Annotated in this window: 22 protein-coding genes; 5 read left to right on the forward strand and 17 right to left on the reverse strand. The window is 74.0% G+C overall.

The annotated features are described in order from the left end of the window. Positions 1-254: 254 nt before the first annotated feature. The 5 genes from ACIRRH_RS17500 to ACIRRH_RS17520 form a co-directional block, all read right to left on the reverse strand. Positions 255-1133 (reverse strand): SGNH/GDSL hydrolase family protein, encoded by an 879-nt coding sequence (locus tag ACIRRH_RS17500; RefSeq protein WP_403067623.1) that lies wholly within the window; start codon positions 1131-1133, stop codon positions 255-257. Then, positions 1114-2310 (reverse strand): glycosyltransferase, encoded by a 1197-nt coding sequence (locus ACIRRH_RS17505; protein WP_403067625.1) that lies wholly within the window; start codon positions 2308-2310, stop codon positions 1114-1116. The genes ACIRRH_RS17500 and ACIRRH_RS17505 overlap by 20 nt, the downstream gene beginning before the upstream one ends. Beyond that, positions 2307-3524 (reverse strand): glycosyltransferase family 4 protein, encoded by a 1218-nt coding sequence (locus ACIRRH_RS17510; RefSeq protein WP_403067627.1) that lies wholly within the window; start codon positions 3522-3524, stop codon positions 2307-2309. The genes ACIRRH_RS17505 and ACIRRH_RS17510 overlap by 4 nt, the downstream gene beginning before the upstream one ends. Positions 3525-3632: 108 nt before the next feature. Continuing rightward, positions 3633-3821 carry a DUF1508 domain-containing protein gene (locus ACIRRH_RS17515; RefSeq protein ID WP_224283924.1) on the reverse strand — a complete coding sequence of 63 codons (189 nt, stop codon included), beginning with the start codon at positions 3819-3821 and terminating at the stop codon, positions 3633-3635. Positions 3822-3943: 122 nt separating this feature from the next. Continuing rightward, positions 3944-4621: a TetR family transcriptional regulator gene (locus tag ACIRRH_RS17520; RefSeq protein ID WP_403067629.1), complete on the reverse strand. Its 678-nt coding sequence runs from the start codon at positions 4619-4621 to the stop codon at positions 3944-3946. A gap of 80 nt (positions 4622-4701) precedes the next feature. Between ACIRRH_RS17520 and ACIRRH_RS17525 the strand changes: the two genes are divergently transcribed. After that, a complete protein-coding gene (locus ACIRRH_RS17525) occupies positions 4702-5583 on the forward strand; it encodes an SDR family NAD(P)-dependent oxidoreductase (protein WP_403067631.1) in 882 nt (293 codons plus the stop codon). A 67-nt stretch (positions 5584-5650) separates the two neighbouring features. Here the strand turns inward: ACIRRH_RS17525 and ACIRRH_RS17530 are convergent, their stop codons facing one another. Next, positions 5651-6298, reverse strand: a complete 648-nt coding sequence (locus ACIRRH_RS17530) for an HNH endonuclease family protein (protein ID WP_403067633.1) — start codon at positions 6296-6298, stop codon at positions 5651-5653. Between the two features lie 217 nt (positions 6299-6515). Beyond that, on the reverse strand, positions 6516-7931 hold the full coding sequence (locus ACIRRH_RS17535; RefSeq protein ID WP_403067635.1) for an amino acid permease: 1416 nt from the start codon (positions 7929-7931) through the stop codon (positions 6516-6518). Between the two features lie 423 nt (positions 7932-8354). Between ACIRRH_RS17535 and ACIRRH_RS17540 the strand changes: the two genes are divergently transcribed. Beyond that, positions 8355-8570, forward strand: a complete 216-nt coding sequence (locus ACIRRH_RS17540) for a hypothetical protein (RefSeq protein ID WP_403067637.1) — start codon at positions 8355-8357, stop codon at positions 8568-8570. Between the two features lie 45 nt (positions 8571-8615). Here ACIRRH_RS17540 and ACIRRH_RS17545 read toward each other — a convergent pair whose 3' ends face one another. Continuing rightward, a complete protein-coding gene (locus ACIRRH_RS17545; protein WP_403067639.1) occupies positions 8616-9614 on the reverse strand; it encodes a deoxyribonuclease IV in 999 nt (332 codons plus the stop codon). 223 nt (positions 9615-9837) lie between these two features. On the opposite strand from ACIRRH_RS17545, the gene ACIRRH_RS17550 reads away from it, so the two are divergent. The 3 genes from ACIRRH_RS17550 (at position 9838) to ACIRRH_RS17560 (ending at position 13739) form a co-directional block, all read left to right on the forward strand. Continuing rightward, positions 9838-11232 (forward strand): cytochrome P450, encoded by a 1395-nt coding sequence (locus ACIRRH_RS17550; RefSeq protein WP_403067641.1) that lies wholly within the window; start codon positions 9838-9840, stop codon positions 11230-11232. 330 nt (positions 11233-11562) lie between these two features. Further along, a complete protein-coding gene (locus tag ACIRRH_RS17555; protein WP_403067643.1) occupies positions 11563-12645 on the forward strand; it encodes a nitrous oxide reductase family maturation protein NosD in 1083 nt (360 codons plus the stop codon). A gap of 59 nt (positions 12646-12704) precedes the next feature. Beyond that, positions 12705-13739: a methyltransferase gene (locus tag ACIRRH_RS17560; protein ID WP_403067645.1), complete on the forward strand. Its 1035-nt coding sequence runs from the start codon at positions 12705-12707 to the stop codon at positions 13737-13739. 71 nt (positions 13740-13810) lie between these two features. Here ACIRRH_RS17560 and ACIRRH_RS17565 read toward each other — a convergent pair whose 3' ends face one another. From ACIRRH_RS17565 to ACIRRH_RS17605, 9 genes are all read right to left on the reverse strand, one after another. Next, a complete protein-coding gene (locus tag ACIRRH_RS17565) occupies positions 13811-14533 on the reverse strand; it encodes a class F sortase (RefSeq protein ID WP_403067647.1) in 723 nt (240 codons plus the stop codon). A gap of 103 nt (positions 14534-14636) precedes the next feature. Beyond that, on the reverse strand, positions 14637-15233 hold the full coding sequence (locus tag ACIRRH_RS17570; protein WP_403067649.1) for a hypothetical protein: 597 nt from the start codon (positions 15231-15233) through the stop codon (positions 14637-14639). A gap of 307 nt (positions 15234-15540) precedes the next feature. Then, positions 15541-15870, reverse strand: coding sequence for a TcmI family type II polyketide cyclase (locus ACIRRH_RS17575; RefSeq protein WP_224282871.1), 330 nt, complete (start codon positions 15868-15870; stop codon positions 15541-15543). Next, positions 15867-16322: an SRPBCC family protein gene (locus tag ACIRRH_RS17580; protein WP_403067651.1), complete on the reverse strand. Its 456-nt coding sequence runs from the start codon at positions 16320-16322 to the stop codon at positions 15867-15869. Before ACIRRH_RS17580 ends, ACIRRH_RS17575 begins: the two co-directional genes overlap by 4 nt. A gap of 1 nt (position 16323) precedes the next feature. Then, complete coding sequence (locus tag ACIRRH_RS17585) at positions 16324-16584, reverse strand: acyl carrier protein (protein ID WP_403067653.1); 261 nt, start codon at positions 16582-16584, stop codon at positions 16324-16326. Between the two features lie 31 nt (positions 16585-16615). Further along, positions 16616-17854: a ketosynthase chain-length factor gene (locus ACIRRH_RS17590; RefSeq protein ID WP_403067655.1), complete on the reverse strand. Its 1239-nt coding sequence runs from the start codon at positions 17852-17854 to the stop codon at positions 16616-16618. A gap of 5 nt (positions 17855-17859) precedes the next feature. Further along, positions 17860-19116: a beta-ketoacyl-[acyl-carrier-protein] synthase family protein gene (locus ACIRRH_RS17595; RefSeq protein ID WP_403067657.1), complete on the reverse strand. Its 1257-nt coding sequence runs from the start codon at positions 19114-19116 to the stop codon at positions 17860-17862. After that, positions 19113-19538, reverse strand: a complete 426-nt coding sequence (locus tag ACIRRH_RS17600; RefSeq protein WP_403067659.1) for a cupin domain-containing protein — start codon at positions 19536-19538, stop codon at positions 19113-19115. The genes ACIRRH_RS17595 and ACIRRH_RS17600 overlap by 4 nt, the downstream gene beginning before the upstream one ends. A 36-nt stretch (positions 19539-19574) precedes the next feature. Next, positions 19575-20750 (reverse strand): SchA/CurD-like domain-containing protein, encoded by a 1176-nt coding sequence (locus tag ACIRRH_RS17605; protein WP_403067661.1) that lies wholly within the window; start codon positions 20748-20750, stop codon positions 19575-19577. Positions 20751-20862 lie beyond the last annotated feature (112 nt).

Here is a 20862-nt window from a genome sequence, read left to right on the forward strand (position 1 = left end):
ACCCGGGCCACCCGGATGGTTCCCGCACGGCGGCACCGCCGATCACCACGATCGGGCGACCCCCGGTCCCCGCCGTCCCACCGCCTCGTCGCTCCGGCAGGCTCGCCGGCGCGGCTGTCTCAGCCACCGCCGTGGAGCCGTCGCCCCGGCGTCCCGGCGGGCCCGCCACCCCGGCGGCCCCGTCACCCCCGCTGCCTGGGCGGCCCCGCTGCCCGGGCGGGCCCGGCCCGCCCGTCACCGTTCCAGCGCACCGCTCACCCCAGCGAGGCCAGCGCCTGCGCCGCGGCCCGCGCCATCTGCTCGTCGTGCCTCCCGCTTCCGCCGCGCAGCCGGGCCACGCCCTCCGCGGCGGCCAGCACGAGCAGGCCCGGCAGTAGGTCGGTGCTGCGGGCGGCGAGCCAGCGGGTGCCCTGGGTGGCCATCCACCAGAGGTCGGCGGCCAGGCCCGGTGGTGGTTCGGCCGGGGCGGCGGTCGGGGGCGAGCCGAGCGGGTGGCCGGCTTCGGTGAGCAGGTCGTGGAACCGCCGGGCGATCAGGTGGTGGCCCTCGGCGCTGGGGTGCAGGCGGTCCACGCTCAGCAGTCGGCGCTCCGCCGGCCACGGCAGCTCGGCGATGTGCAGGTGCACCGCCCGGTGGCGTTCGGTGAGGGCGTGCACCACGGCGTTGACCGCCCGCATCCGGCGTGCCAGTGGACGGGCGAGCGGTGCCGGGAGCCGGAGCAGGCTGCCCGGGTCGGGCAGGCAGGCGGTGAGCAGCCTGGCTCCGTGGCCGGACAGTTCGCCCATCGTGGCGTCCAGCTCCAGCGTGGTGCGGCGGATGTCGAAGCCCGTGCGCAGCGTGTCGTTGCCGCCGACCACCACCGCCGCCAGCTGTGGCCGCAGCGCCAGCGCCGCAGGTAGTTGACGGTGCGTCAGATCCGTGGTGAGTGCCCCGCTGTACGCCAGGTTGGTGAACTCGACGTCCCGTCCTGCGGGCGCCAGTGAGCCGGCGAGGACGGCGGCCCAGCCGCGCCGGACCTCGCCGACCTGGTCCCCGACCCCCTCCGTCAGCGAGTCCCCGAGCGCAACGAAGCGCAGCAGTTCGCCTGCCGCGGACCGCTCCTCCGCCGCCCGGTCACGTCCGGCTTCCAGCATGCCCGTCCCGACCCCCGTCCACCGCCTCGTCGTTGCGCACGCCGTGTGCCGCCAGGAACGCCGTCACCGCCGCCGGCCAGCCGTACCGTTCGGCCTGCGCCCGGGCGGCGGCCCGTCGCAGTTCCTCCGGCCGTTCCAGCAACTGCCCTACCGCGGAGGCGAATCCGCTACCGGTGTCGGCGGCCGCCACCCCGGCTGGCCCGACCAGGCCGGGCAGTGCGGAGGAGTGGCTGACCGCCACCGGGGTCCCGCAGGCCAGCGCCTCCATCGCCGCCAGTCCGAAGGTCTCCACCGGGCCGGGCGCGAGCACCACGTCCGCGCAGCCCAGCAGCCGGGCCAGCTCCGCGCGCCCGCCCAGGTGGCCGAGGAAGCGCACCGGCAGCCGCAGCCGTGCGGCCCGGGCCGCCAGCCGTTCCCGCAGCGGGCCGGTCCCGGCCACCACGAGGACGGCGGGCCTGCGCCGGGCCCGTAGGGCGGCGAGTGCCTCGATCGCCCGCTCGGGCCGTTTCTCCGCCGAGAGCCGGGAGCAGAGCACCAGCAGCGTCTCCTCCGGGGCGGCGTACCGTGCCCGCTCGGCTGCCCGTGCGCTCGGCGGCAGCGGGTGCATCGTGTCCAGATCCACTCCCAGCGGGGCCCGGACCAGGTTCGGGGTGCCGATCCGCCGGAACTCCGCCGCCGCCCAGTCGGTGGTACAGAGCACCGAGTCGTAGCCGCGGGCCGTGGCCGCGTTGAGCCGGTCGGCCGCCGCGCCCGCCAGCGGGCCGGGTACGCCCCAGGTGCGCAGCACCCCGGCGGCGCTCTCGTGCGAGACCATCACCGAGCGCACCCCGTGGCGCCGTGCCCAGGCGCCGGTCCAGCGCAGCGTGGTGCGGTCGGACACCTCCAGGCGGTCGGGGGAGAACCTGGTCAGTTCGGCGGCCACCGCCCGCCGGTCGGTGAGCAGCCGGTAGCCGCCGCCGGCCGGCAGCACGGGGCCGGGCAGGGTGGCCACCACGCCCTGTTCGGTCTCCTCCTCGGAGCGCCGCTCGCCGGGGACGATGAGCACCGGACGGTGCCCGGCCGCCCGGTACCCGGCGCCCAGGTGGCGCAGCGCGGTGCGCAGGCCGCCGGAGACCGGGGTGACGAAGTTGGCGAGCCGGACGATCGTCAGCGCCCCGCCGTCGGGAACGGAGGTCATGCCGGCAGCTCCTCCGGCAGGACGGGCGCCACCGGCTCGGCCGACGCCGGGGGAGCGGGCGGCAGCGGCCGTCCGTGGTGCTCCGCCACCACCTCGGCGTAGTGCAGCAGCAGCAGGTCCCCGACCGCTTCCCAGGTGCGCGCGGTCACCTCGGCCCGGCCGGCCTGCCCGTACGCGGCCCGCCGCGCCGGGTCGGCGGCCAGCTCGGCCACCGCCCGGGCCACCGCCGTGCCGTCCCGGGGCGGTACCAGCAGGCCGGTGCGGCGGTGGGCGACCAGGTCCAGCGGGCCGCCGGCCGCCGGGCCGATCACCGGTACGCCGCTGGCCATCGCCTCCTGGATGGTCTGGCAGAAGGTCTCCAACGGGCCGGTGTGCACGAAGACGTCGAGGGTCGCGAAGCAGCGCGCCAGCTCGTCACCGGTGCGCCGGCCGAGGAACACCGCGCCCGGCATCGAGGCTTTCAGTCCGGGTGCCGAGGGGCCGTCGCCGACGACCACCACCCGCACCCCGGGCAGCGCCGAGGTCGCCGCCAGCAGGTCGACCCGCTTCTCCGGCGCCAGCCGTCCGACGTACCCGACGAGCACCTCCCCGCCCGGGGCCAGCGCCCGGTGCAGTGCCTCGTCCCGGTGCCGGGGGTGGAACCGCGCCGAGTCCACCCCGCGCGGCCACTGTTGCACCCGCGGCACCCCGTGCGCGGTCAGGTCCTGGGCGGCGGGGGTGGAGGGCGCCAGGGTGCGGGCGGCCGCCCGGTGCACGGCCCGGATCCGCCGCCAGGCGGCGGCCTCCCCGAGCCCGCGCCCGGCCCGGTAGGCGTGCGCGTACCCGGCCAGGTCGGTCTGGTACACGGCCACGGCGGGCACCCCGAGCCGCGCCGCGACCTGCATTGCGCGCGCGCCGAGCACGAACGGGCTGGCCAGGTGGACGATGTCCGGCCGGTGTCCGGCGACCGCGGCCGCCAGCTGCCGACTGGGCAGGGCGATCCGCACCTGCGGGTACCCCGGCAGCGGCATCGACGGGATGCGCACCACGGGAATCTCCCCCGCCGCGGCACCGCCGAAGGCCTCCGGCGGGCACTCGGCGCCCCGGGCCGGCGCGGGGGTGACGACAAGGGGCTGGTGGCCCCGGCGGACCAGATGCTCGGCCGTCCGCAGCACGCTGTGGGCGACTCCGTTGACCTCGGGCGGGAAGGATTCGGTGACGATGACGACGCGCATGCCAGTGTTCTCTCCGCATCCGGCATGCACCCGGCCAAAGGGATCTGTCGTACAGACGAACGCGGGTCGGCGATTTGCACCACCGACCCGCGCTCCGGAGCACGCCCGTCAGACCGACCCGGCGGTCTCCTTGAGCTCCGCGTACGGCGCGAGCTTGCGGATCGACTCGATGCTCTTCAGACAGTCGTCCTTGCTCTCCTGCGGGTCGCCGGTCACCACGATCGCCCCGTTGCTCGCCTTGAGCCGGAACCGGTGCATGCCGCCCTCGTCCACGTACAGCTCGAATTTGCCAGCCATGCCAGAAACAGCCTTCCGCTCGGATAACCCCCTCGCACCGCACCGTAGGCTCAAATCCCTTACGCGGCACGTCAGATGACCCATCCGGGTGGACCGGATCGGGTACGGGCGGGGCGGTCGGGTCAGGCGCGCGGCTCGCCCGCTCCGGCGGCCAGTCCGGTGATGGTGGCGGTCAGGATGCGGGCGAGCCGGGGTTCGACCTCGATGACGGCGTGGGCCAGCCGGGGATCGGTGCGGTAGAGGGCGGCGACCTCGCTGCCCGGGTTCGCGATCTGCCACATGGCACCGGCCAGTGAGACGGCGGTGGCGACCAGGTCGACGACGTCCTGCTCGTCCAGTGCGGGCAGCTGCTCGCGGACGGCGGCGCCGATCGGTTCGCGGGCGGCGTGCGTGGCGAGCTTGAAGTCGCGTACCGCGGCGAGCGAGACGTTGCGTTCGAGGTTCAGCGGGGCGTGGGCGAGCAGGTCGCAGAACATGCCGCGGGCCGCGAGGGTGGTGGCGAACGCCCGGGCCACGGTGGCCGGGCCCGGATCCGCGCTCTCCCGCAGCCGCGCGGTCAGCGCGTCCGACCACTCCGCCCAGCCCTCGGCGGTCAGCCGCAGGAAGATCTCCTCGCGGGTCTCGAAGTACCGCAGCAGCGCCGACTTGTGCATCCCCACCGCGGCGGCGATGTCGGTCAGGGTGACGTCCCTGATGCCGTGCTCGGCGCCGAGCGACCGGGCCGCCGCCAGGATCGCGGCCTCGCGCCGGCGCTTGGCCTCGGGCGAGCGTGCGCGCTGGAACTCCGATGCGTCATCCACTCGCCCATGGTAGGGCAACGGCGTTGCCGTAATATCGCAACGCCGTTGCACTAATAACGCAACGGTGTTTTACTAGCGGCATGGAGCGGAACAAGGAACAGACCTGGTTCATCACCGGCAGCTCACGCGGCTTCGGCCGCGCCCTGGTCCGTGCCGCGCTCTCAGCCGGCGACCGGGTGGCCGCGACCGCCCGCCGGCCCGAGCAACTCGCCGATCTTGCCGAGGAGTTCGGTGACCGCATCCGCCCGATCGCGCTGGACGTCACCGATCCGGCGGCCGCCCGTGCGGCCCTCGCCGAGGCGCACGCCGCCTTCGGCCGGATCGACGTGCTGGTGAACAACGCCGGCTACGCCAACGTCTCGCCGATCGAGACCACCGAGGACGCCGACTTCCGCGCCCAGTTCGAAACCAACTTCTGGGGCGTCTACCACGTCACCAAGGCCGCGCTCCCGCTGCTGCGCGAGCAGCGGGGCGGACTGGTCGTGCAGTTCTCCTCGATGGGCGGGCGGGTCGGCGGCTCCCCGGGCATCGCCTCGTACCAGGCCGCGAAGTTCGCCATCGACGGGTTCAGCCGGGTGCTGCGCGCCGAGACCGCGCCGTTCGGCGTGCGGGTGCTGGTGGTCGAACCCAGCGGCTTCCGCACGGACTGGGCCGGCGCCTCGATGGTCGTCCACGACGTTCCGGAGGCCTACGACGAGACGGTCGGCGCCGTGAACAGGCGGCTGCGCCAGGGCGGCGACGGCGCCGCGGGCGACCCGGTCCGTGCCGCCGAGATCCTGGTCCGGGTGGCCAAGCGGCGTGACATCCCCCATCACCTGCCGCTCGGGGTCAACGCGGCCGAGGGCTCGATCGCCATGGACCGGCAACTCCTGGCGGAGGACACCAGGTGGCGTGCGGTTTCCCGCTCGGCCGACTTCGCCGAGGCCTACCCGGTCGCCTTCCCGCCGGACTCGACCGACTGACCGGTCCGATGCGCACGGCACTGCGGCCCGGCGCGGGGTGAGCGCCGGGCCGCAGGGGCCGCCGGGTTCAGCAGTTGTTGAGGATGCCGGTGAGTGCGCTCTTCTCGGCGCTGTCCACGCTCAGGCCGTAGTACTGCTTCACCTGCACCCAGGCGCGGGCGTAGGTGCAGCGGTAGGAGGCCTGGGGGAGCCACTCGGCCGGGTCGCGGTCGCCCTTGGAGCGGTTGCTGCTCGCGGAGACCAGCAGCAGCTGGGGGCGGGTGACGTCGTTGGCGAAGGCCTGGCGCTGGGAGGTGGTCCAGGCCCAGGCGCCGGAGGCCCAGGCCTCGGAGAGCGGCACCAGGTGGTCGACGTCGAAGGAGGAGGCGTTGGTGGTGGTCGCGTTGTCGTAGGGCGAGGACCAGTTGCCGCTGGTGGCCTTGCAGGAGGTGTCGGTGGCGACATTGCTGCCGTCCCGCTTGACGATCCACTCGCGGGTGTCGCAGGTGCCGCTGATGGTGATCCAGGCCGGGAACAGCGTGCGGTCGTAGGTGTCGCCGTGGGTCTCCGCGGTGGCGGGCATCGCGGCGAGGTAGCTGCGGGCGGTGGCTGCGGAGATCGGGGTCGGCAGGGCGGCTTGGGCAGGGGTCCCGGCAGTGACCACGGTCACGGCGGCGAGGGCGGCGGCGGCCGGTATGCAGGACAGGAATCGGCGCGCGGGTGCGGAGGGGGCCATGGCGGACGCTCCATCATCAGATCGGATGAACTGCTGAATTGCGTGCGCCAGTGTGGCGACCCGGTCACCTACGCGGGTAGATCCGGGAAGTGAAATCCTCGTGCACATCGGACGTGCACCGGACAAGTCCGGCGCACGTCACGGTGGTTCGCGAGATTCACGGCGATTTGAGGGGGTTCACGGGATGGCCCCCGGGCATCCGGCTGCCGCCGGGGATTCAGTCGCGGCGGCGGCCCGCCATCCAGACGTAGACCAGGATGCCCGCGAACAGGAACAGGACTCCCTGGTAGACGGCGGCGTAGCCGGCCCCGGCGAGCAGCCAGAGCGAGAAGCCGAAGGCGCCCAGGCCGAGGACGGCGTCGCGCACCAGCCGCCCGCGGTCGACCTTCTCGCCGGCCCCGCGCACCAGCCAGTACAGCTGGGCGGCGGTGGAGAGCAGGTACGGCACGGTGGCGGTGAAGGTGGTGACCAGCACCAGCATGTCGAAGGCGCCCTTCGCCCCGCTGGCGAAGTTGAGCACGGTCAGCGCCGAGGCCAGCGCCACGCTGACCAGCACGCCGAAGGTCGGCACCCCGCGCCGCTCCTTGCCGAAGGCCGCCGGGAACAGGCCGTCCTTGGCGGCCGCGTACGGGGCCTGGGCGGAGAGCAGGGTCCAGCCGTTGAGGGCGCCGGTCATCGAGACCAGCGCGGCGACGGCGATCACCGTGCCGCCCCAGGTGCCGCCGAACATGGCGTCCACGGCGTCCGAGAACGGCGCGGCGGAGTGGACGAGCTGCTGGTGCGCCACGGTGCCGAACACCGCGATCGTGCCGAGCAGGTAGACCACCGCCGCACCGGTGGTGCCGAGCACGCTGGCCCGGCCGACGTTGCGCTCCGGGTCGCGGACCTTGCCGGCGCTCATCGCGGCCGACTCCACACCCAGGTAGCTGAACAGCAGGATCGCCGCGGCGGCGCTCATCCCGCCCGCCCAGCCCTGGCCGCTGGCGTCGAAGGGCCCGAGGTTCTTCGGGTCGAAGAAGAACAGGCCGCCCACCGAGACCAGCAGCAACGGGATGAACTTCAGTACGGTGGAGACGAGTTGGACCACCCCGATGTAGCGGGTGCCGGCCAGGTTGGCCAGCGCGGGCAGCCACTGGAAGGCCAGTGCGGCGGTGATCTCCAGCGGGATGGAGTGGTGGAGCGGCAGCAGCACGTCCAGGTACCCGACGGCGGCCACGGCGAGGGCGGCGTTGCTGACCCAGGTGGTGATCCAGTACGACCAGGCCGACAGGAATCCGGCGAAGTCCCCGAAGGCTTCACGGGCGTAGACGTACGGCCCGCCGGTGCGCGGGCTGCGGCGGGCCAGCTGCCCGAAGACCAGCGCCAGCGCGATCGCGCCCACGGTGAGCACCGCGAAGGCGACCAGGCTGACCGTCCCGAACGGGGCCACGGCGGCCGGGATCATGAAGATGCCGCCGCCGATGATGTTGCCCATCACCAGGGCGGTGGCGGTCACCAGCCCGAAGCGGCGGCCGGTCTTCTGCGGCGTAGGGCCGACCGGTGCGGAGCCGGCGGGCGGGGAGCCGACCTGCGCCGGGGTCTCCGGGCCGCTCGGTCGGGCCGCCTGCCGGGGTGCGGCGGGACTGGTCTGCATGAGGGTGGTGCGCCTTTCGTGGTGCTGCTCCTGCTCCTGCGCGCGTTCGGTGGAGCGCCCTGGAGCCACCGTTCATGCTCGGACCGGGTGGTACCTTGCGCCAAATCGACGGGATTTGTTCAGTTCGCCCGGTTCATCACCGCAAGTCTTGCGGTCACGGGGCGCCCGGACGGGCACTCGTCCGGTGCCCCCCGCCCGGCAGTTCGACCGGATTCACGGATGTGCGCCCAGGTTCGTCCGGCTGGGGGAGTTGCTTCACCCGAATGCCTCAGCCCGGTTGCGGCGCGCGCCCGAAGGTGCGCGTTCGTGTGCAAACGTGGGCGCGGCGCCTCCCCGGTGGGGCGCCGCCCGGCCCGTCGGGCGGCCGAACCGGCCGGTCGGGGCGCGGGTTGAGGACCAGAGACGAACCAATAAGGACATCAGATGTCGCTTCGTGGGAAGATCCGCAAGCTCGCCGTGATCGTCGCCGTGGCCGGTGCCGTGGTGGCGGTCCCGACCTCGGCCATGGCGGGGGGCTTCGGTCCGACGCAGTCGGAGGGGCAGAGCCTGGAGTCCGGCTCCGCGGGCGTCGGCCTGGTCGGCCCGCACGCCACCTGGCTCAACTTCGCCGAGCACAGCGAGAGCGACTGCGGCTGCTGATCCCCTCGGCACCGGAGCCCGGAGGCCGTCCGTCGGCCCCCGGGCTCACGACTGTCCCGCGCCGGACGGCTCCCGCGCCGCCTCCGGGCGCCGCCCGCCTCCCCGGGCCCGGACCGTCGCCCGGTCCCGCAGTTCCTTCAGCACCGCGATGTCCATCGCGTGCCCGGTGCCGTCCCCGCCGTGCTTGCGGTCCGGGGTCTCCACCACCAGGGGCACCCCGGCCGTCTCCGGGTGCTCGAACAGCTCGCGGAACGGCTCGGAGCCGATCATCCCGGCGCCGATGTTGGCGTGCCGGTCCTTGCGGGCGCCGACGACGTCCTCGGAGTCGTTGGCGTGGATCAGCCGCAGCCGGCCCGGACCGGCCGCGGCGGCCAGGGCGTCCAACGCGGCCGTCACCCCGCCCGGCTCCGCCAGGTCGTGCCCGGCCGCGAAGGCGTGGCAGGTGTCCAGGCAAACTCCCACCTTCGGGTGATGGTCCAGCGCCTCGACGTACTCGGCCAGCTCCTCCAGCCGCGAGCAGAGCGAGCTGCCCTGGCCCGCCGTCGGTTCCAGCAGCAGCCACGGCGCGTCGTCGCCCAGCCCGTCCAGCTCCTCCAGCAGCGGCCGGACGTCCGACCGGACCTGCGCCATCGCCTCGGCCCGGCGCGAGCCGCCGCCGGGCGCGGCGCCCACCGCCGAGCCGGTGTGCAGGACGACGCCGAGCGCGCCGATGGCGTGGCCGCGGCGCAGCGAGTGCCGCAGCGAGTCGGCCGAGCGCTCGCGGGTGGCCGGGTTGTCCGAGCCGAAGTTGATCAGGTACGGGGCGTGCACCCAGGCCGGGATGCCCTGGCCGGCGCAGGCGGCGCGGAACTCCTCGTCCTGGGCGGGGTTGCCCGGGGGAGTGGCCCAGCCGCGCGGGTTGGCCACGAACACCTGCACCGTCTCCGCGCCGACCCGGCCCGCGTACGCCAGGCCGGTGCCGGCCAGCCCGCGACCGGCCACCGGGACGTGGGCGCCGATCGGGTTGCGGACGGCGGCGACGGGCGGTAGGGGCGCGGTGGTCATGGCCCCGAGCATGCCACGCACCCGGACCCGGGCGTCGGGCGGGCCGGTCCTGGTCCCGGAGGTCCGGATTGCGACGAACCGGAGAAAACGATCATCCGCCGACCGGAGGAAACGATCCTCTGTGCTCGATCGAGTGAATCCGGCCCGGAAACCGGGGCTCGCGCCACCCGTCTCCGTCACGATCCATGACCAGTCGGACCTCGCGACTCCTGAGGAGGCAGCCGTGACCACCGTCGAACCGGTCGAGACCGTCGACCTGCGTGCCGACCACCTGATCCGCGACCCCTTCACCGCCTTCGCCGAGCTGCGCGAGCGTGCCCCGCTCGCCCGCGCCACCATCCCCGGCGTGGAGCCGTTCTGGATCGCCGTCCGCTACCAGGACGTCCGCACGGTGCTGTCCGACCCGCGCTTCGTCAACGACGTGAACGCCGTGAACGGCCCCGTCACCGCCGACGGCCCCGTCACAGCCGGGAGCCCCGCCACCCCGGGCGGCCTCGCCGTCCCCGCCGTCCTCGCCACCGCGGCCGGCACGGCGGACGAGGCCGCTGCAGCCCTCCCCGCGCACCGCACCGAGCAGGTCTGGCGCGCCCGTGGCATGCCGCCCGAGTGTGCGGAGTACCTGCGCGCCGGGATCTTCGGCGCGGACGGCGCCCGGCACCGCCGGATGCGCGGTCTGGTGCACCCCGCCTTCACGGCCGGCGCGGTGGAGCGGCTGCGGCCCCGGATCGAACGGCTCGCCGAGGAGTACGCCCGGGCGCTGCCCGAGCACGCCGGCCCGGACGGCGTGGTCGACCTGGTCGCGAACTTCGCCTACCGGTTGCCCGTCACGGTGATCTGCGAACTGCTCGGCATCCCCGAGTCCGACCGCCCGCAGTGGCGCCAGTGGAGCTCCTACCTCGGCCGGGGCGCCGGGCCCGGCCTGGACGAGGCACTGCGCGCCATGGTGGCCGCCGCCCGCGAGCTGGTCGAGCGCTGCGGGGCCGAACCGGCCGAGGGCCTGCTCTCCCGGCTGGCCGCTGCGGAGGGCGACACCCTGACTCCGGTGGAGACCGTCTCGCTGATCCTCAACCTGATCGTGGCCGGCCACGAGACCACCGCCATCCTGATCGGCAACGGCACGGCCGCGCTGCTCGCCCACCCCGAACAGCTGGCGCTGGTCCGGGCGGATCCGGGCCTGCTGCCCGCAGCCGTCGACGAGCTGATGCGCTGGTGCGGTCCGACCATCGGCGGGGTGCCGCGCTACGCGACCGAGGACCTCACCCTGGCCAGCACCCCGGTCCGCAAGGGCGAGGCGGTGATGCCGATCCTCGCCGGGGCCAACCACGACCCGCGGGCCTATGCCGAGCCGGAGCGCCTGGACGTCTGCCGGGCCGCCACGCCGGACCGCGCCGGGCACCACGAGGCGCACCTGGGCTTCGGCCACGGCACCCACCGCTGCCTGGGCGCGGCGCTGGCGCACCAGGAGGCGGTGGTCGCCTTCGGCGCGCTGCTGCGGACGTACCCACAGCTGGCCCTCGCGGTCGGCCCGGAGGCCGTCGAGCGCGGCCCGAACCCGGCCGCCTGGCACCTCGCGGCGCTGCCCGTCCGCCTCGGGCAGCAGGCCCCGGCCGCCGGCTGACCCGGACCGCCGAGCCGCCGCCCGGCGCCGCCCGACGCGCCCGACGCGCCCGACCACCCGCCCCCGCGCCACCCCGGCCACCCGTCGCACGCCACGCCCGACCGTCCACCACCGCGCCACGCCGAGCGACCCGCCTCCGGTCGACGCGCCGTCAGTCCCGCAGCCCAGCTCTGGTGGCGGGCCCACCCGGCCGCCCATACGGTCGACACGGCCGCACCCACCAGCCGTCACCGCCCGCGCACAGCGCGTCAGCCCACACCGCTGGACCGTGCGGGAGACCACGACACCAGCACGTATTCCGTGCGCGCCGAAAGAAACAGGTCACCGCCCATGCCCACGCGACGGGTCCACCACCTGGCCGCGGCCACTGCCGCCGCCACCGCCCTGACCACCGCCCTCGCCGCGCTGGCCGCCGCCCCGGCGGCCCGCGCCGACATCGGCGACCGGCTGCACTTCGTCCAGCCCGGCCAGTCGATCCAGCGGGCCGTCGACGCCGCCCAGCCCGGCGACATCCTCCAGCTGCTCCCCGGCACCTACCGGGGCAGTGTCCGCATCACCACCCCCGGCCTCACCCTGCGCGGCTCCGGCGCGGACAGCGTGATCACCCCCGGGGCCGGCACCGAGAACGCCTGCGCCACCGCCGGGCACGGCATCTGCGTGGTCGGCACCGAGGAGCACCCGCTGTCCGGCATCACCATCGACAGCCTCGCCGTCGCCGGCTTCCGCAAGAACGGCATCGACGCCAGCGGCACCACCGGCCTGACCGTCAGCGGCACCTACGTCCACGACAACGCCCAGCAGGGCATCAGCCAGGAGATGTCCACCCGGGCCGTCATCCGCGGCAACCGCTCGACCGACAACGGCCAGTCCGGCGTCTTCCTCGCCAACTACGCCTACCGCGAGGGCGGTTCTCCCGACACCGGCGGCACCGTGGTCGAGGGCAACCGGCTGACCGGCAACCGGATCGGCGTCACCGTCCGCCGGCTGCGCGGGCTGGCCGTCCAGGACAACGGGATCAGAGGCAACTGCGCCGGTGTCGTCGTGGTCGGCGACGAAGGCGTGCCCCGCGCCGGGGACCTCGACGTCCGGCGCAACACCGTCGTCGCCAACAACAAGTTCTGCCCGCCCAACCCGCGCCTGGGCGCCATGCAGGGCGCCGGGATCGTGCTCACCGGCACCGAGGACACCCGGGTGACCGACAACGAGGTCCGCGACAACACGGGCACCTCGGACTTCTCCGGCGGCATCGTCCTCTTCAAGAGCGTCGTCGGCGCCCCCAACGCCCGCGCCGTGATCACCGACAACCGACTGAGCGGCAACGGCCCGGCCGACCTCGCCGACCGCGACACCGGCGCCGGCAACACCTTCGCCCGCAACACCTGCGAGCGCTCCGAGCCGGCCGGTCGCTGCTGATCCCCGGCCCCTCGCCGCCCGCTGCCCCAGGAACTCCCAAGGACCCGAGGAACCCAGCCATGACCACCGCACCCGCCCACACCAGTCCCCAGCCCGCGATGCGCCTGCGCGAGCTCGTCTTCGGCGCCGCCTGCGCCGCCGCCGTCCGCGCGGCCGCCCGGCTCGGCGTCGCCGACGCGCTCGGCGACACCCCGGCGACCGTCACCGACCTCGCCGCCGTACTCGACACCGAGCCCCGACAGCTGCGCCGTCTGCTGCGCGCGCTCACCTGCTACGGGATCTTCGTGGAGAGCGGCGACGACCGCTTCGAGCACACCGAGATGTCCCGGTTGCTGCGGGAGGACGCCCCCAACTCGCTGCGCTACATCTCCCTCTGGTGCACCGAGCCGTGGACCTGGGAGGCCTGGCCGAGACTTGACGAGGCGGTCCGCTCCGGCCGCAACGTCTTCCCCGAGCTGTTCGGCAAGGAGTTCTTCGACTACCTGCACAGCGACGCGGGTGACTCGGCGAAGGTCTTCGACAAGGCGATGACCACCTCCAGCCGGCAGTCCGCCGAGGACTTCGCCGAGTACCTGGACCTCACCGGCATCGACTCGGTGGCCGACATCGGCGGCGGCCAGGGCCACGTGCTGGCAAGTCTGCTGGAGAAGCACCCCGCGCTGCACGGCACCCTGCTCGACCTGCCCAAGGTGGTGGCCGGCGCCGACCCCCGGCTCCAGAAGGGCGGCGTGTTCTCCGCCCGGGCCCGACTGGTGCCGGGAGACTGCCGGGTGGAGATCCCGGTCCGTGCCGACCTCTACATCATCAAGAACATCCTGGAGTGGGACGACGACAGCACCCGCCGCACCCTCACCAACGTGGTGAAGGCGGCCGGCTCCGGCGCCCGCGTCGTGGTGGTGGAGAACCTGGTCGACAACAGCCCCTCGATGCGCTTCACCACCGCCATGGACCTGATGCTGATGCTCAACGTGGGGGGCGCCAAGCACTCCGAGGAGAGCATGGTCGGGCTGATGACGGAGGCCGGGCTGACGGTCGTCGCGGTCCGCCCGGTCAACCCCTACCTGCACGCCTTCGAGGCCACCGTGAACGGCTGAACCACCGCCGTACGCACGGACGACCGCCGGTCCCCGACTCACGGGGCCGGCGGTCGTCCGCGTCAGCCGGGTCAGGCCTTGTGCGAGGACTCCAGGTGCGCGAAGACCACCACGTTGTCCCGGTAGTCCCGGCGCTTCTTGTCGTAGGCGCCGCCGCAGGTGATCAGCCGCAGCTGGGCGTCCGGCACCTTGCCGTACACCTTCTGGTCGGGGAAGGCGTCCTTGGCGAAGATCTCCACCGAGTCCACCGAGAACACCGCGACCGTGCCGTCCATACGGTTGACCTCGACCTTGTTGCCCGGCCGCAGCAGCTTCAGCAGCAGGAACACCGCCGGGCCCTTGGCGGTGTCCACGTGCCCGGCGACGATCGCGCTGCCGCGCTCGCCCGGGGTGACGCCGTCCCGGTACCAGCCGACCAGGTTCTTGTCGTCCGGTGGCGGCGCGTTGAGCCGACCGGCCGGGTCCAGGGTCAGCTCGGTGAACGGCGCGTCGACGGCGATCTGCGGGATCCGCAGCCGGGTCGGTTGGGCGCGCCCCAGCACCGGCGCCTGCGGCACGGCAGCTGGTGCTGCCGGTGCTGCCGGCACTGCTGGTGCTGCCGGGACCGGGTGCACGGCATCCGGCGGCCCGGGGACGGCCGGTGCGGCGGCAGCCGGGGGAGCCGGCTGGCTCTCCGCCCGGTTGGTGCCCGGCCCGGTGTCCACCGAGTTGAAGATCAGCAGTAGTCCGACCGCTGTCGCGCCCATCCCCACGCGCAGCAGTCGGGGAATTCCAGTGGCGGAACCGTCCGTCATTCCTGTCCTCCGCTCAACCGGTTCCACGACGGGCCCGCCGCCCCCGGCTCGCCCGCCCCGTCTGGGGTGGCGCCCGGAGGCGGCGGGAGCAGGACGTCAGGCGTCAGACGACCGCGCCGGAGGTACGGCGGCCGCGGCGCAGGGCGTACGCGCCGACTCCGAGGCCACCGAGCAGCAGCACCGCGCCGGAGGCGAGCCCGCCGCCGGTCGACGCCGTACCACCGCCACCGGCGTGCACGCCGCCGTGCGGGGACTTGTTGTCCTCGCCCCGGCCTTCGTTGCCGCGGCCTTCGTTGCCCCGGCCCTCGTCGCCGCGTCCCTCGTTGCCGCGGCCTTCGTTGCCGCGTCCCTCGTTGCCGCGGCCTTCATTCCCGCGGCCTTCGTTGCCACGGCCTTCATTCCCGCGGCCTTCATTCCCGCGGCCTTCGTTGCCACGGCCTTCATTGCCGCGTCCCTCGTTGCCACGGCCTTCATTGCCGCGTCCCTCGTTGCCACGGCCTTCGTTGCCACGGCCCTCGTCGGAGCCCTTGTGTTCGTTGCCGCCCTTGTGCTCCTCGTCGCCCCCGGAGGCTTCGGACTTCTCCTGCCAGGTGAGGTTCTTGTCCTGGGTTGGGGCGCCGTCGGCGAATGCCATGGGGGTACCGACGGTCAGGACGGCGGCGACGGCCGCCCCGGTGAGCAGCGTGCGTGTAGAACGCATGAGGATGATCCTTCCGGCGCGCAGGACCGCGACCGCCGGCACGATGCCGGACAAAGGGACCCGCGGAGGAGGCGCCTGATTTACCGTCACCCACTGCGCGGCCGCCTGCCACCGGAGCGTGGCCGTAGCGGCACGGAGCGTGCGCCCTTTGGGTGGAGTCCCGGGTGTGTTCACTCGGGTGCCGAGCGCGATCCGGGTGAATCCGATCCGCTCCCCGGCCGGTCGCGGGGCGTCCACGGGCCGGAGCGCATACATGGGCCCGCCCCCGGCGCACTGCCGGGGGCGGGCCCATCGGGGAGTCGCCGGATCAGCGGTCCCAGCGGTAGAACTCCCGCGCCATCGCGTCCTTCGGCTCCCGCCAGGTGGCCGGGTCGTATGCCTGGACGTAGGCGGTCAGACGGTCGCTGACGGTCCGGAACTCGGGGTGCCCGACGACCTTGGCGACGGCCGGGCCCGGCGGGCGGTCCGCCTCGATCAGATGCAGGTAGACGTCGCCGAACTGGAAGAGGCTGCGGCCGGTGACACCGATCAGGTGCGGCAGCTCGCCCTGGTCCGACTCGGCGAACACCTCGGCGATGTCCGGCGCGGCCTCGGGCTTCATCCGGGCGACGATCAGCGCCCGGTGGACGCCGGTCACAGCTCCGCCGCCCGCTTCTCGACCTTCTCCCGGATCAGCTGCATCTGGACCTTCGAGTTCCGGTTGATGTGCTTGACCATGCCCTCGGTGTCGACCGGGGCGGTCGGCTTCATCGCGAAGTCCTGGATCCAGCGCATCTTCGTGCCGGCCGGCACCTCCGCGTACTCCCAGCGGATCTCCATGAACTCGAACGGGCCGGGCTCGACCCGGCGGGCGCGCACCGAGAGCGCGTCCCGGTCGGTCTCCCGCTCGGAGACCCAGCTCCACACCTGGCCGTTCTCGTCCGGGTGCATGGTGAGCCGGAACCGGACGAGGTCGCCCCGCCGGTCCAGCACCTCCACCGAGGCGTACTCGCTGAACAGCTGTGGCCAGTTCTCCAGGTCGTTGGTGATCTCCCAGACCAGGTCGAGCGGGGCGGCGATGACGATCTCGTTGTCGGTGTGTCCGGGCATCTCAGGCACCAGCCTTCGCGGTGAGGGAGGAGTTGACCAGTTGCAGGAACTCGGCCGGGGTCTTGGCCGACTCGGCGCCCGAGGTGACCTTGAGGCCGTGCCGGTTCTCCAGCTCGCCGACCACGCCGAGCAGGCCGAGCGAGTCGATGCCGAACGCCTCGAACTCCGCGCCCGGCCGCGCCAGGTCGCCCGGGTCGACGGCGACCCCGGCCCGGACCTGGAGGAGGGTGGCGAGCTCGGGATAGTTGAGGGTGCTGTTCACAGGGTGTCCCTTCGAAGATGTGACGGGTGGTTCAGGGTTGCGCGCGCCGGAGCACCAGCGCGGAGTTGGAGCCCATCAGCCCGCGGCTGAGCACCAGCGCGGTGTTCAGCTCGGTCGGGCGGGCGCGGTCGGTCACCAGGGCGAGGTCGTGGCAGACCTTGGTGACGTTGGGGGTGGGCGGCACCAGGCCGTCCTCCATGGCCAGTACGGCGGCTGCCACGTCGAGCATCGGGGCGCCGCAATAGGCCCGCCCCGTACCGGTCTTGGGTGCGGTGACCGGGACCTGCTCGGCAGTCGGGCCGAGCGCGTCGACCAGCGCCAGGGCCTCGGCCCGGTCGGCGGCCGGCACCCCGAGGGCGTCCGCGAAGACCACGTCGATCTCCTCGGGCGCGACGCGGGCCTCGTCCATCGCGATCCGGATCGCGGCCGCCAGTCCCTCCCGGGACTCCTCCCAGCGGGAGGCCCCGGTGAAGGTGGCGGCGTGCCCGGCCAGCAGCGCCCGGACGCTGGCGCCGCGCAGGCGGGCCGTCCGTTCGTCCTCCAGCAGCAGCATCGCGCCGCCCTCGGCGGGGGAGAACCCGCAGGCCTGCTCGGTGAACGGCAGGTACGCGCGCTCGGCGTGCTCGGCCAGGCTGATCTCGGGGTAGCCGAGCTGGCAGACCATCGAGTACGGCGCCAGCGGGGCCTCGGCGGCGCCGACCACCACCGCGTCGGTGCCGCGCTCGATCGACCGGGCGGCGTGCGCGAGGGCGTCCAGCCCGCCGGCCTCGTCGCTGGCGACCACCCCGCACGGGCCCTTGTAGCCGCCCCGGATCGAGATCTGGCCGGTGCTGGCCGCGTAGAACCAGGCGATGGACTGGTACGGGCCGACGAACTTCGGTCCCTGGCCCCAGAGTTGTTGGAGCTCGCGCTGGCCGAACTCGCCGCCGCCGGAGCCGGCCGCGGTCACCACGCCGACCGCGAAGGGCTGTTCCGGGTCGGGCCGGAACCCGGCGTCCGCGACGGCCAGGTCGGCGGCGGCCATCGCGTAGTGCGTGAACCGGTCGGTCTGCACCAGGAAGCGGTTGTCGATCGCCGACTGCGGGTCGAACCCGTTCACCTGGCCTGCGATCCTGAGCGGCAGCCCCGTGCAGCCCTCGCGGGATATCCGGTCGAGGACGCTCACGCCCTGCCTGGTGGCCTTCCAGAAGGCGTCGGCTCCGACCCCGTTCGGCGCCACCACGCCGAGGCCGGTGACCGCGGCCCGGCGGCCCTGCTGACGTGACGTCATGGAACTCACCCCGTTCTGTTGAGCACGACGGCGGACTGGAATCCGCCGAATCCGCTACCGACCGAGAGGATGTGGCTCAGCGGCAGCTCGCGCGCGGTGCGCGGCACGTAGTCGAGGTCGCACTCCGGGTCCGGAGTCTCGTAGTTGGCGGTCGGTGGCACCACGCCGCGGGCGAGCGCCAGGGTGCAGGCGACGACCTCGATGGCGCCGATGGCGCCGAGCGAGTGCCCGACCATCGACTTGATCGAGCTCATCGGCGTCTCGAAGGCGTGGCCGCCCAGCGAGCGCTTGACCGCGGCGGTCTCGTGCCGGTCGTTCTGCTTGGTACCCGAGCCGTGCGCGTTGACGTAGTCCACCTCGGTGCGGTCCACCCGGGCGTGGGCGAGCGCGTGGTCGATCGCCCGGGACATCTCCAGCCCCTCCTTGGTGAGGCCGGTCATGTGGTAGGCGTTGCCGAAGGTGGCGAAGCCGCCGATCTCGCCGTAGATCCGGGCGCCGCGGCGGCGGGCGTGCTCCAGCTCCTCCAGCACCAGGACGGCGCCGCCCTCGCCGAGCACGAAGCCGTCCCGGCCGGCGTCGAAGGGGCGGGAGGCGTGCTGCGGGTCGTCGTTGCGTTCGCTGGTGGCCTTGATGGCGTCGAAGCAGGCGACGGTGATCGGCGAGATCGGGGAGTCGGAGGCGCCGGCGACGCAGATGTCGGCGCGCCCCTCCTCGACCGCCTGGAAGCCGTAGCCGATCGCGTCCAGGCCGGAGGTGCAGCCGGTGGAGACGGTCTGCACCGGGCCGTGCGCGCCGGTCCGCTCCGCGACCGCGGAGGCCAGCGTGCTGGGCGCGAAGGCCCGGTGCAGCTGCGGCTCGGCCTGCCGGTGGTCCACGTCCCAGCGGGCGCCGGCCGAGCTCACCAGGGCGTAGTCGTGCTCCAGCCGGGTGGTGCCGCCGACGGCGGTGCCGAGCGAGACGGCGACCCGCCACGGGTCCTCGGCGGCCAGGTCCAGACCGGCGTCGGCGATCGCCTCGTCGGCCGCGACCATCGCGAACTGCACGTAGCGGTCGGCCCGTTGGATGTCCTCCGGGCCCAGCCCGTGGGCCGCCGGGTCGAAGTCGACCTCGGCGGCGATCCGGGAGCGGAACCCGGTGGGGTCGAAGAGCGTGATGCCCCGGGTCGCGGTGCGGCCGGAGGTCAGCAGGTCCCAGAACGCCGGGACACCGACCCCGCCGGGTGCGACCACGCCGATCCCGGTGACGGCGACGCGCCGGGTCACGAGCCCACCTTGGCGTGTTCCGGCGGCCCGGAGGCCGCGGTCCCCTCGGTGCTCACGTGGCCGAGGTCGGGGCGCGGGGCGAGCGGGCCGAGGTGGAAGACCATCCGGGCCTCGGTGTCGCCGACGTTGCGGAAGCGGTGGCGCATGTTGATCGGGATCATCAGGCCCTGGTCCGGCTTGAGCGGCCGGGTCTCCCCGTCCAGGTCCACCTCCAGGTCGCCGCAGACGACGAACACGAACTCCTCGGAGTACGGGTGGTAGTGCTCGCCGATCCGCTCGCCGGGCTTGACGATCGCCAGGCCCATGAAGCCGCTGGTCGCGCCGCAGGTGGTCGGGGTGAGCATGGTGCGCAGCTCGGCGCCGTGGCGGCGGTTCTCCGGCGCTTCGTGGACGCTGACGATCCGTGGGTACTGCGTGGTCATGGTGGGCTCCTCCGGGGGCCGTGAGGTGACGGAACGTCAGTTGGTGGTCGGGTCGGCGGAACGGCGGTCGGTGACCGGGTTCATGGCGCGGGCGGCGAGGAAGGCACCGAGCCCGGCCGCGGTGCGCAGGTCGCCCTGCGGGCCGAGGTCGAGCAGCCCCGCGAGTACGGCCGCCTGCCGGTCGTCGGCCACGCCCAGGGCGGCCGCCGGGTCGGCCTCGGCCGGCACCCGCAGGTCGACCAGGCGCACCACCACGTCCTCGCGGTGGAAGACGGTGGCCGCCGCGACCGGTCCGGTCGGGTCGGCGGTGGCCAGGTTGTCGTGCTCGGCCAGCAGCTCGGCAACGGCCTGCCCGTGGCCCGGACGGACCGGGTAGAGCACGGCGTGCCGGTGCAGCCGGGCGGAGTTGGGGGAGCTGGCGATCGCCTGGTGCCGGGCGGGCAGCGCGGCCTTGGCGAAGAAGGCCCGGGCGGCCTGCGGGTCGCCGAGCTGGCGGGCCTCCTCCAGGTGCGGGTTGAGCGCCTCCTCGACGGCCCGCACCTCGGGCTGCATCGCCACGTGGCGCAGTGCGTCGCCGAGGTCGCCGATCACCTCGACGGCGCGGACCACCCGGTTGCCGAGCATGAACAGCGAGGTGCGGCGCAGCCGGGTGTGCTCGTCCACCTCGGCCCGGGGGGAGGCGTAGCCGGAGAGGATGCGGGCCACCTCGGGCTCGCTGCCCGGCTTGACGGTGAAGGTCAGCGCGTGGCGGACCACGCCGTCCGGGCCCGGGTCGGCCTTGGGCGGGCCGGCGTGGCCGGCCGGGGCGGTGCGCGGCAGGCCGGGCGGCACCTCCATCGGTGCCCGGGTGCCGGTCGAGCCGGCCGCCGAGGTCTCGCGCAGCACGGCGTAGCGAAGCGAGCGGAAGCTGTCGCTGACGCAGCCGTGCATCGGCTTGACCATCTCCCGGTGGGCCGGGCTGTCCACCCACTCCAGGAAGGTCTCCTGGTCCTCCCACTCACTGGTGATCAGCCACTGGCGCGGGTCGTTGATCGACTGGCACAGCTGGTCCCTGACGTGGCCGGGGACCGAGGCCACCTGGTGGCGCAGTTGCTCGTACACGTCGAGGAAGCGCTGCTGGGCGCCGTCCTGGATCTCCAGCATGAGCACCACCCGCAGCCGGGTGTCGACCTCGTCCTGTTGCTTCGGCTGGGGTTCGGACAGAGTTGTCATGATCCACTTTCTGCTCTGGGCCGCACGCTGCGGGCCGTGTCGGCCGTGCCCGGCGGGTGCTCCCCGGCCTGGGAGGGCGGTGCGACGGCGGTTCGGCCGGGCGAGTCGGCGC

The sequence above is a fragment of the Kitasatospora sp. NPDC101235 genome (genome assembly GCF_044767505.1).
Classification (GTDB): Bacteria; Actinomycetota; Actinomycetes; order Streptomycetales; family Streptomycetaceae; genus Kitasatospora.

Excerpts from the sequence above, each read along its gene's own strand:
- ACIRRH_RS17500 (WP_403067623.1), bottom strand. The coding sequence starts at position 1,133 with ATGCTGGAAGCCGGACGTGACCGGGCGGCGGAGGAGCGGTCCGCGGCA.
- ACIRRH_RS17505 (WP_403067625.1), bottom strand. The coding sequence starts at position 2,310 with ATGACCTCCGTTCCCGACGGCGGGGCGCTGACGATCGTCCGGCTCGCC.
- ACIRRH_RS17510 (WP_403067627.1), bottom strand. The coding sequence starts at position 3,524 with ATGCGCGTCGTCATCGTCACCGAATCCTTCCCGCCCGAGGTCAACGGA.
- ACIRRH_RS17515 (WP_224283924.1), bottom strand. The coding sequence starts at position 3,821 with ATGGCTGGCAAATTCGAGCTGTACGTGGACGAGGGCGGCATGCACCGG.
- ACIRRH_RS17525 (WP_403067631.1), top strand. The coding sequence starts at position 4,702 with ATGGAGCGGAACAAGGAACAGACCTGGTTCATCACCGGCAGCTCACGC.
- ACIRRH_RS17530 (WP_403067633.1), bottom strand. The coding sequence starts at position 6,298 with ATGGCCCCCTCCGCACCCGCGCGCCGATTCCTGTCCTGCATACCGGCC.
- ACIRRH_RS17535 (WP_403067635.1), bottom strand. The coding sequence starts at position 7,931 with ATGCAGACCAGTCCCGCCGCACCCCGGCAGGCGGCCCGACCGAGCGGC.
- ACIRRH_RS17540 (WP_403067637.1), top strand. The coding sequence starts at position 8,355 with ATGTCGCTTCGTGGGAAGATCCGCAAGCTCGCCGTGATCGTCGCCGTG.
- ACIRRH_RS17545 (WP_403067639.1), bottom strand. The coding sequence starts at position 9,614 with ATGACCACCGCGCCCCTACCGCCCGTCGCCGCCGTCCGCAACCCGATC.
- ACIRRH_RS17555 (WP_403067643.1), top strand. The coding sequence starts at position 11,563 with ATGCCCACGCGACGGGTCCACCACCTGGCCGCGGCCACTGCCGCCGCC.
- ACIRRH_RS17560 (WP_403067645.1), top strand. The coding sequence starts at position 12,705 with ATGACCACCGCACCCGCCCACACCAGTCCCCAGCCCGCGATGCGCCTG.
- ACIRRH_RS17565 (WP_403067647.1), bottom strand. The coding sequence starts at position 14,533 with ATGACGGACGGTTCCGCCACTGGAATTCCCCGACTGCTGCGCGTGGGG.
- ACIRRH_RS17570 (WP_403067649.1), bottom strand. The coding sequence starts at position 15,233 with ATGCGTTCTACACGCACGCTGCTCACCGGGGCGGCCGTCGCCGCCGTC.
- ACIRRH_RS17580 (WP_403067651.1), bottom strand. The coding sequence starts at position 16,322 with ATGCCCGGACACACCGACAACGAGATCGTCATCGCCGCCCCGCTCGAC.
- ACIRRH_RS17590 (WP_403067655.1), bottom strand. The coding sequence starts at position 17,854 with ATGACGTCACGTCAGCAGGGCCGCCGGGCCGCGGTCACCGGCCTCGGC.
- ACIRRH_RS17600 (WP_403067659.1), bottom strand. The coding sequence starts at position 19,538 with ATGACCACGCAGTACCCACGGATCGTCAGCGTCCACGAAGCGCCGGAG.
- ACIRRH_RS17605 (WP_403067661.1), bottom strand. The coding sequence starts at position 20,750 with ATGACAACTCTGTCCGAACCCCAGCCGAAGCAACAGGACGAGGTCGAC.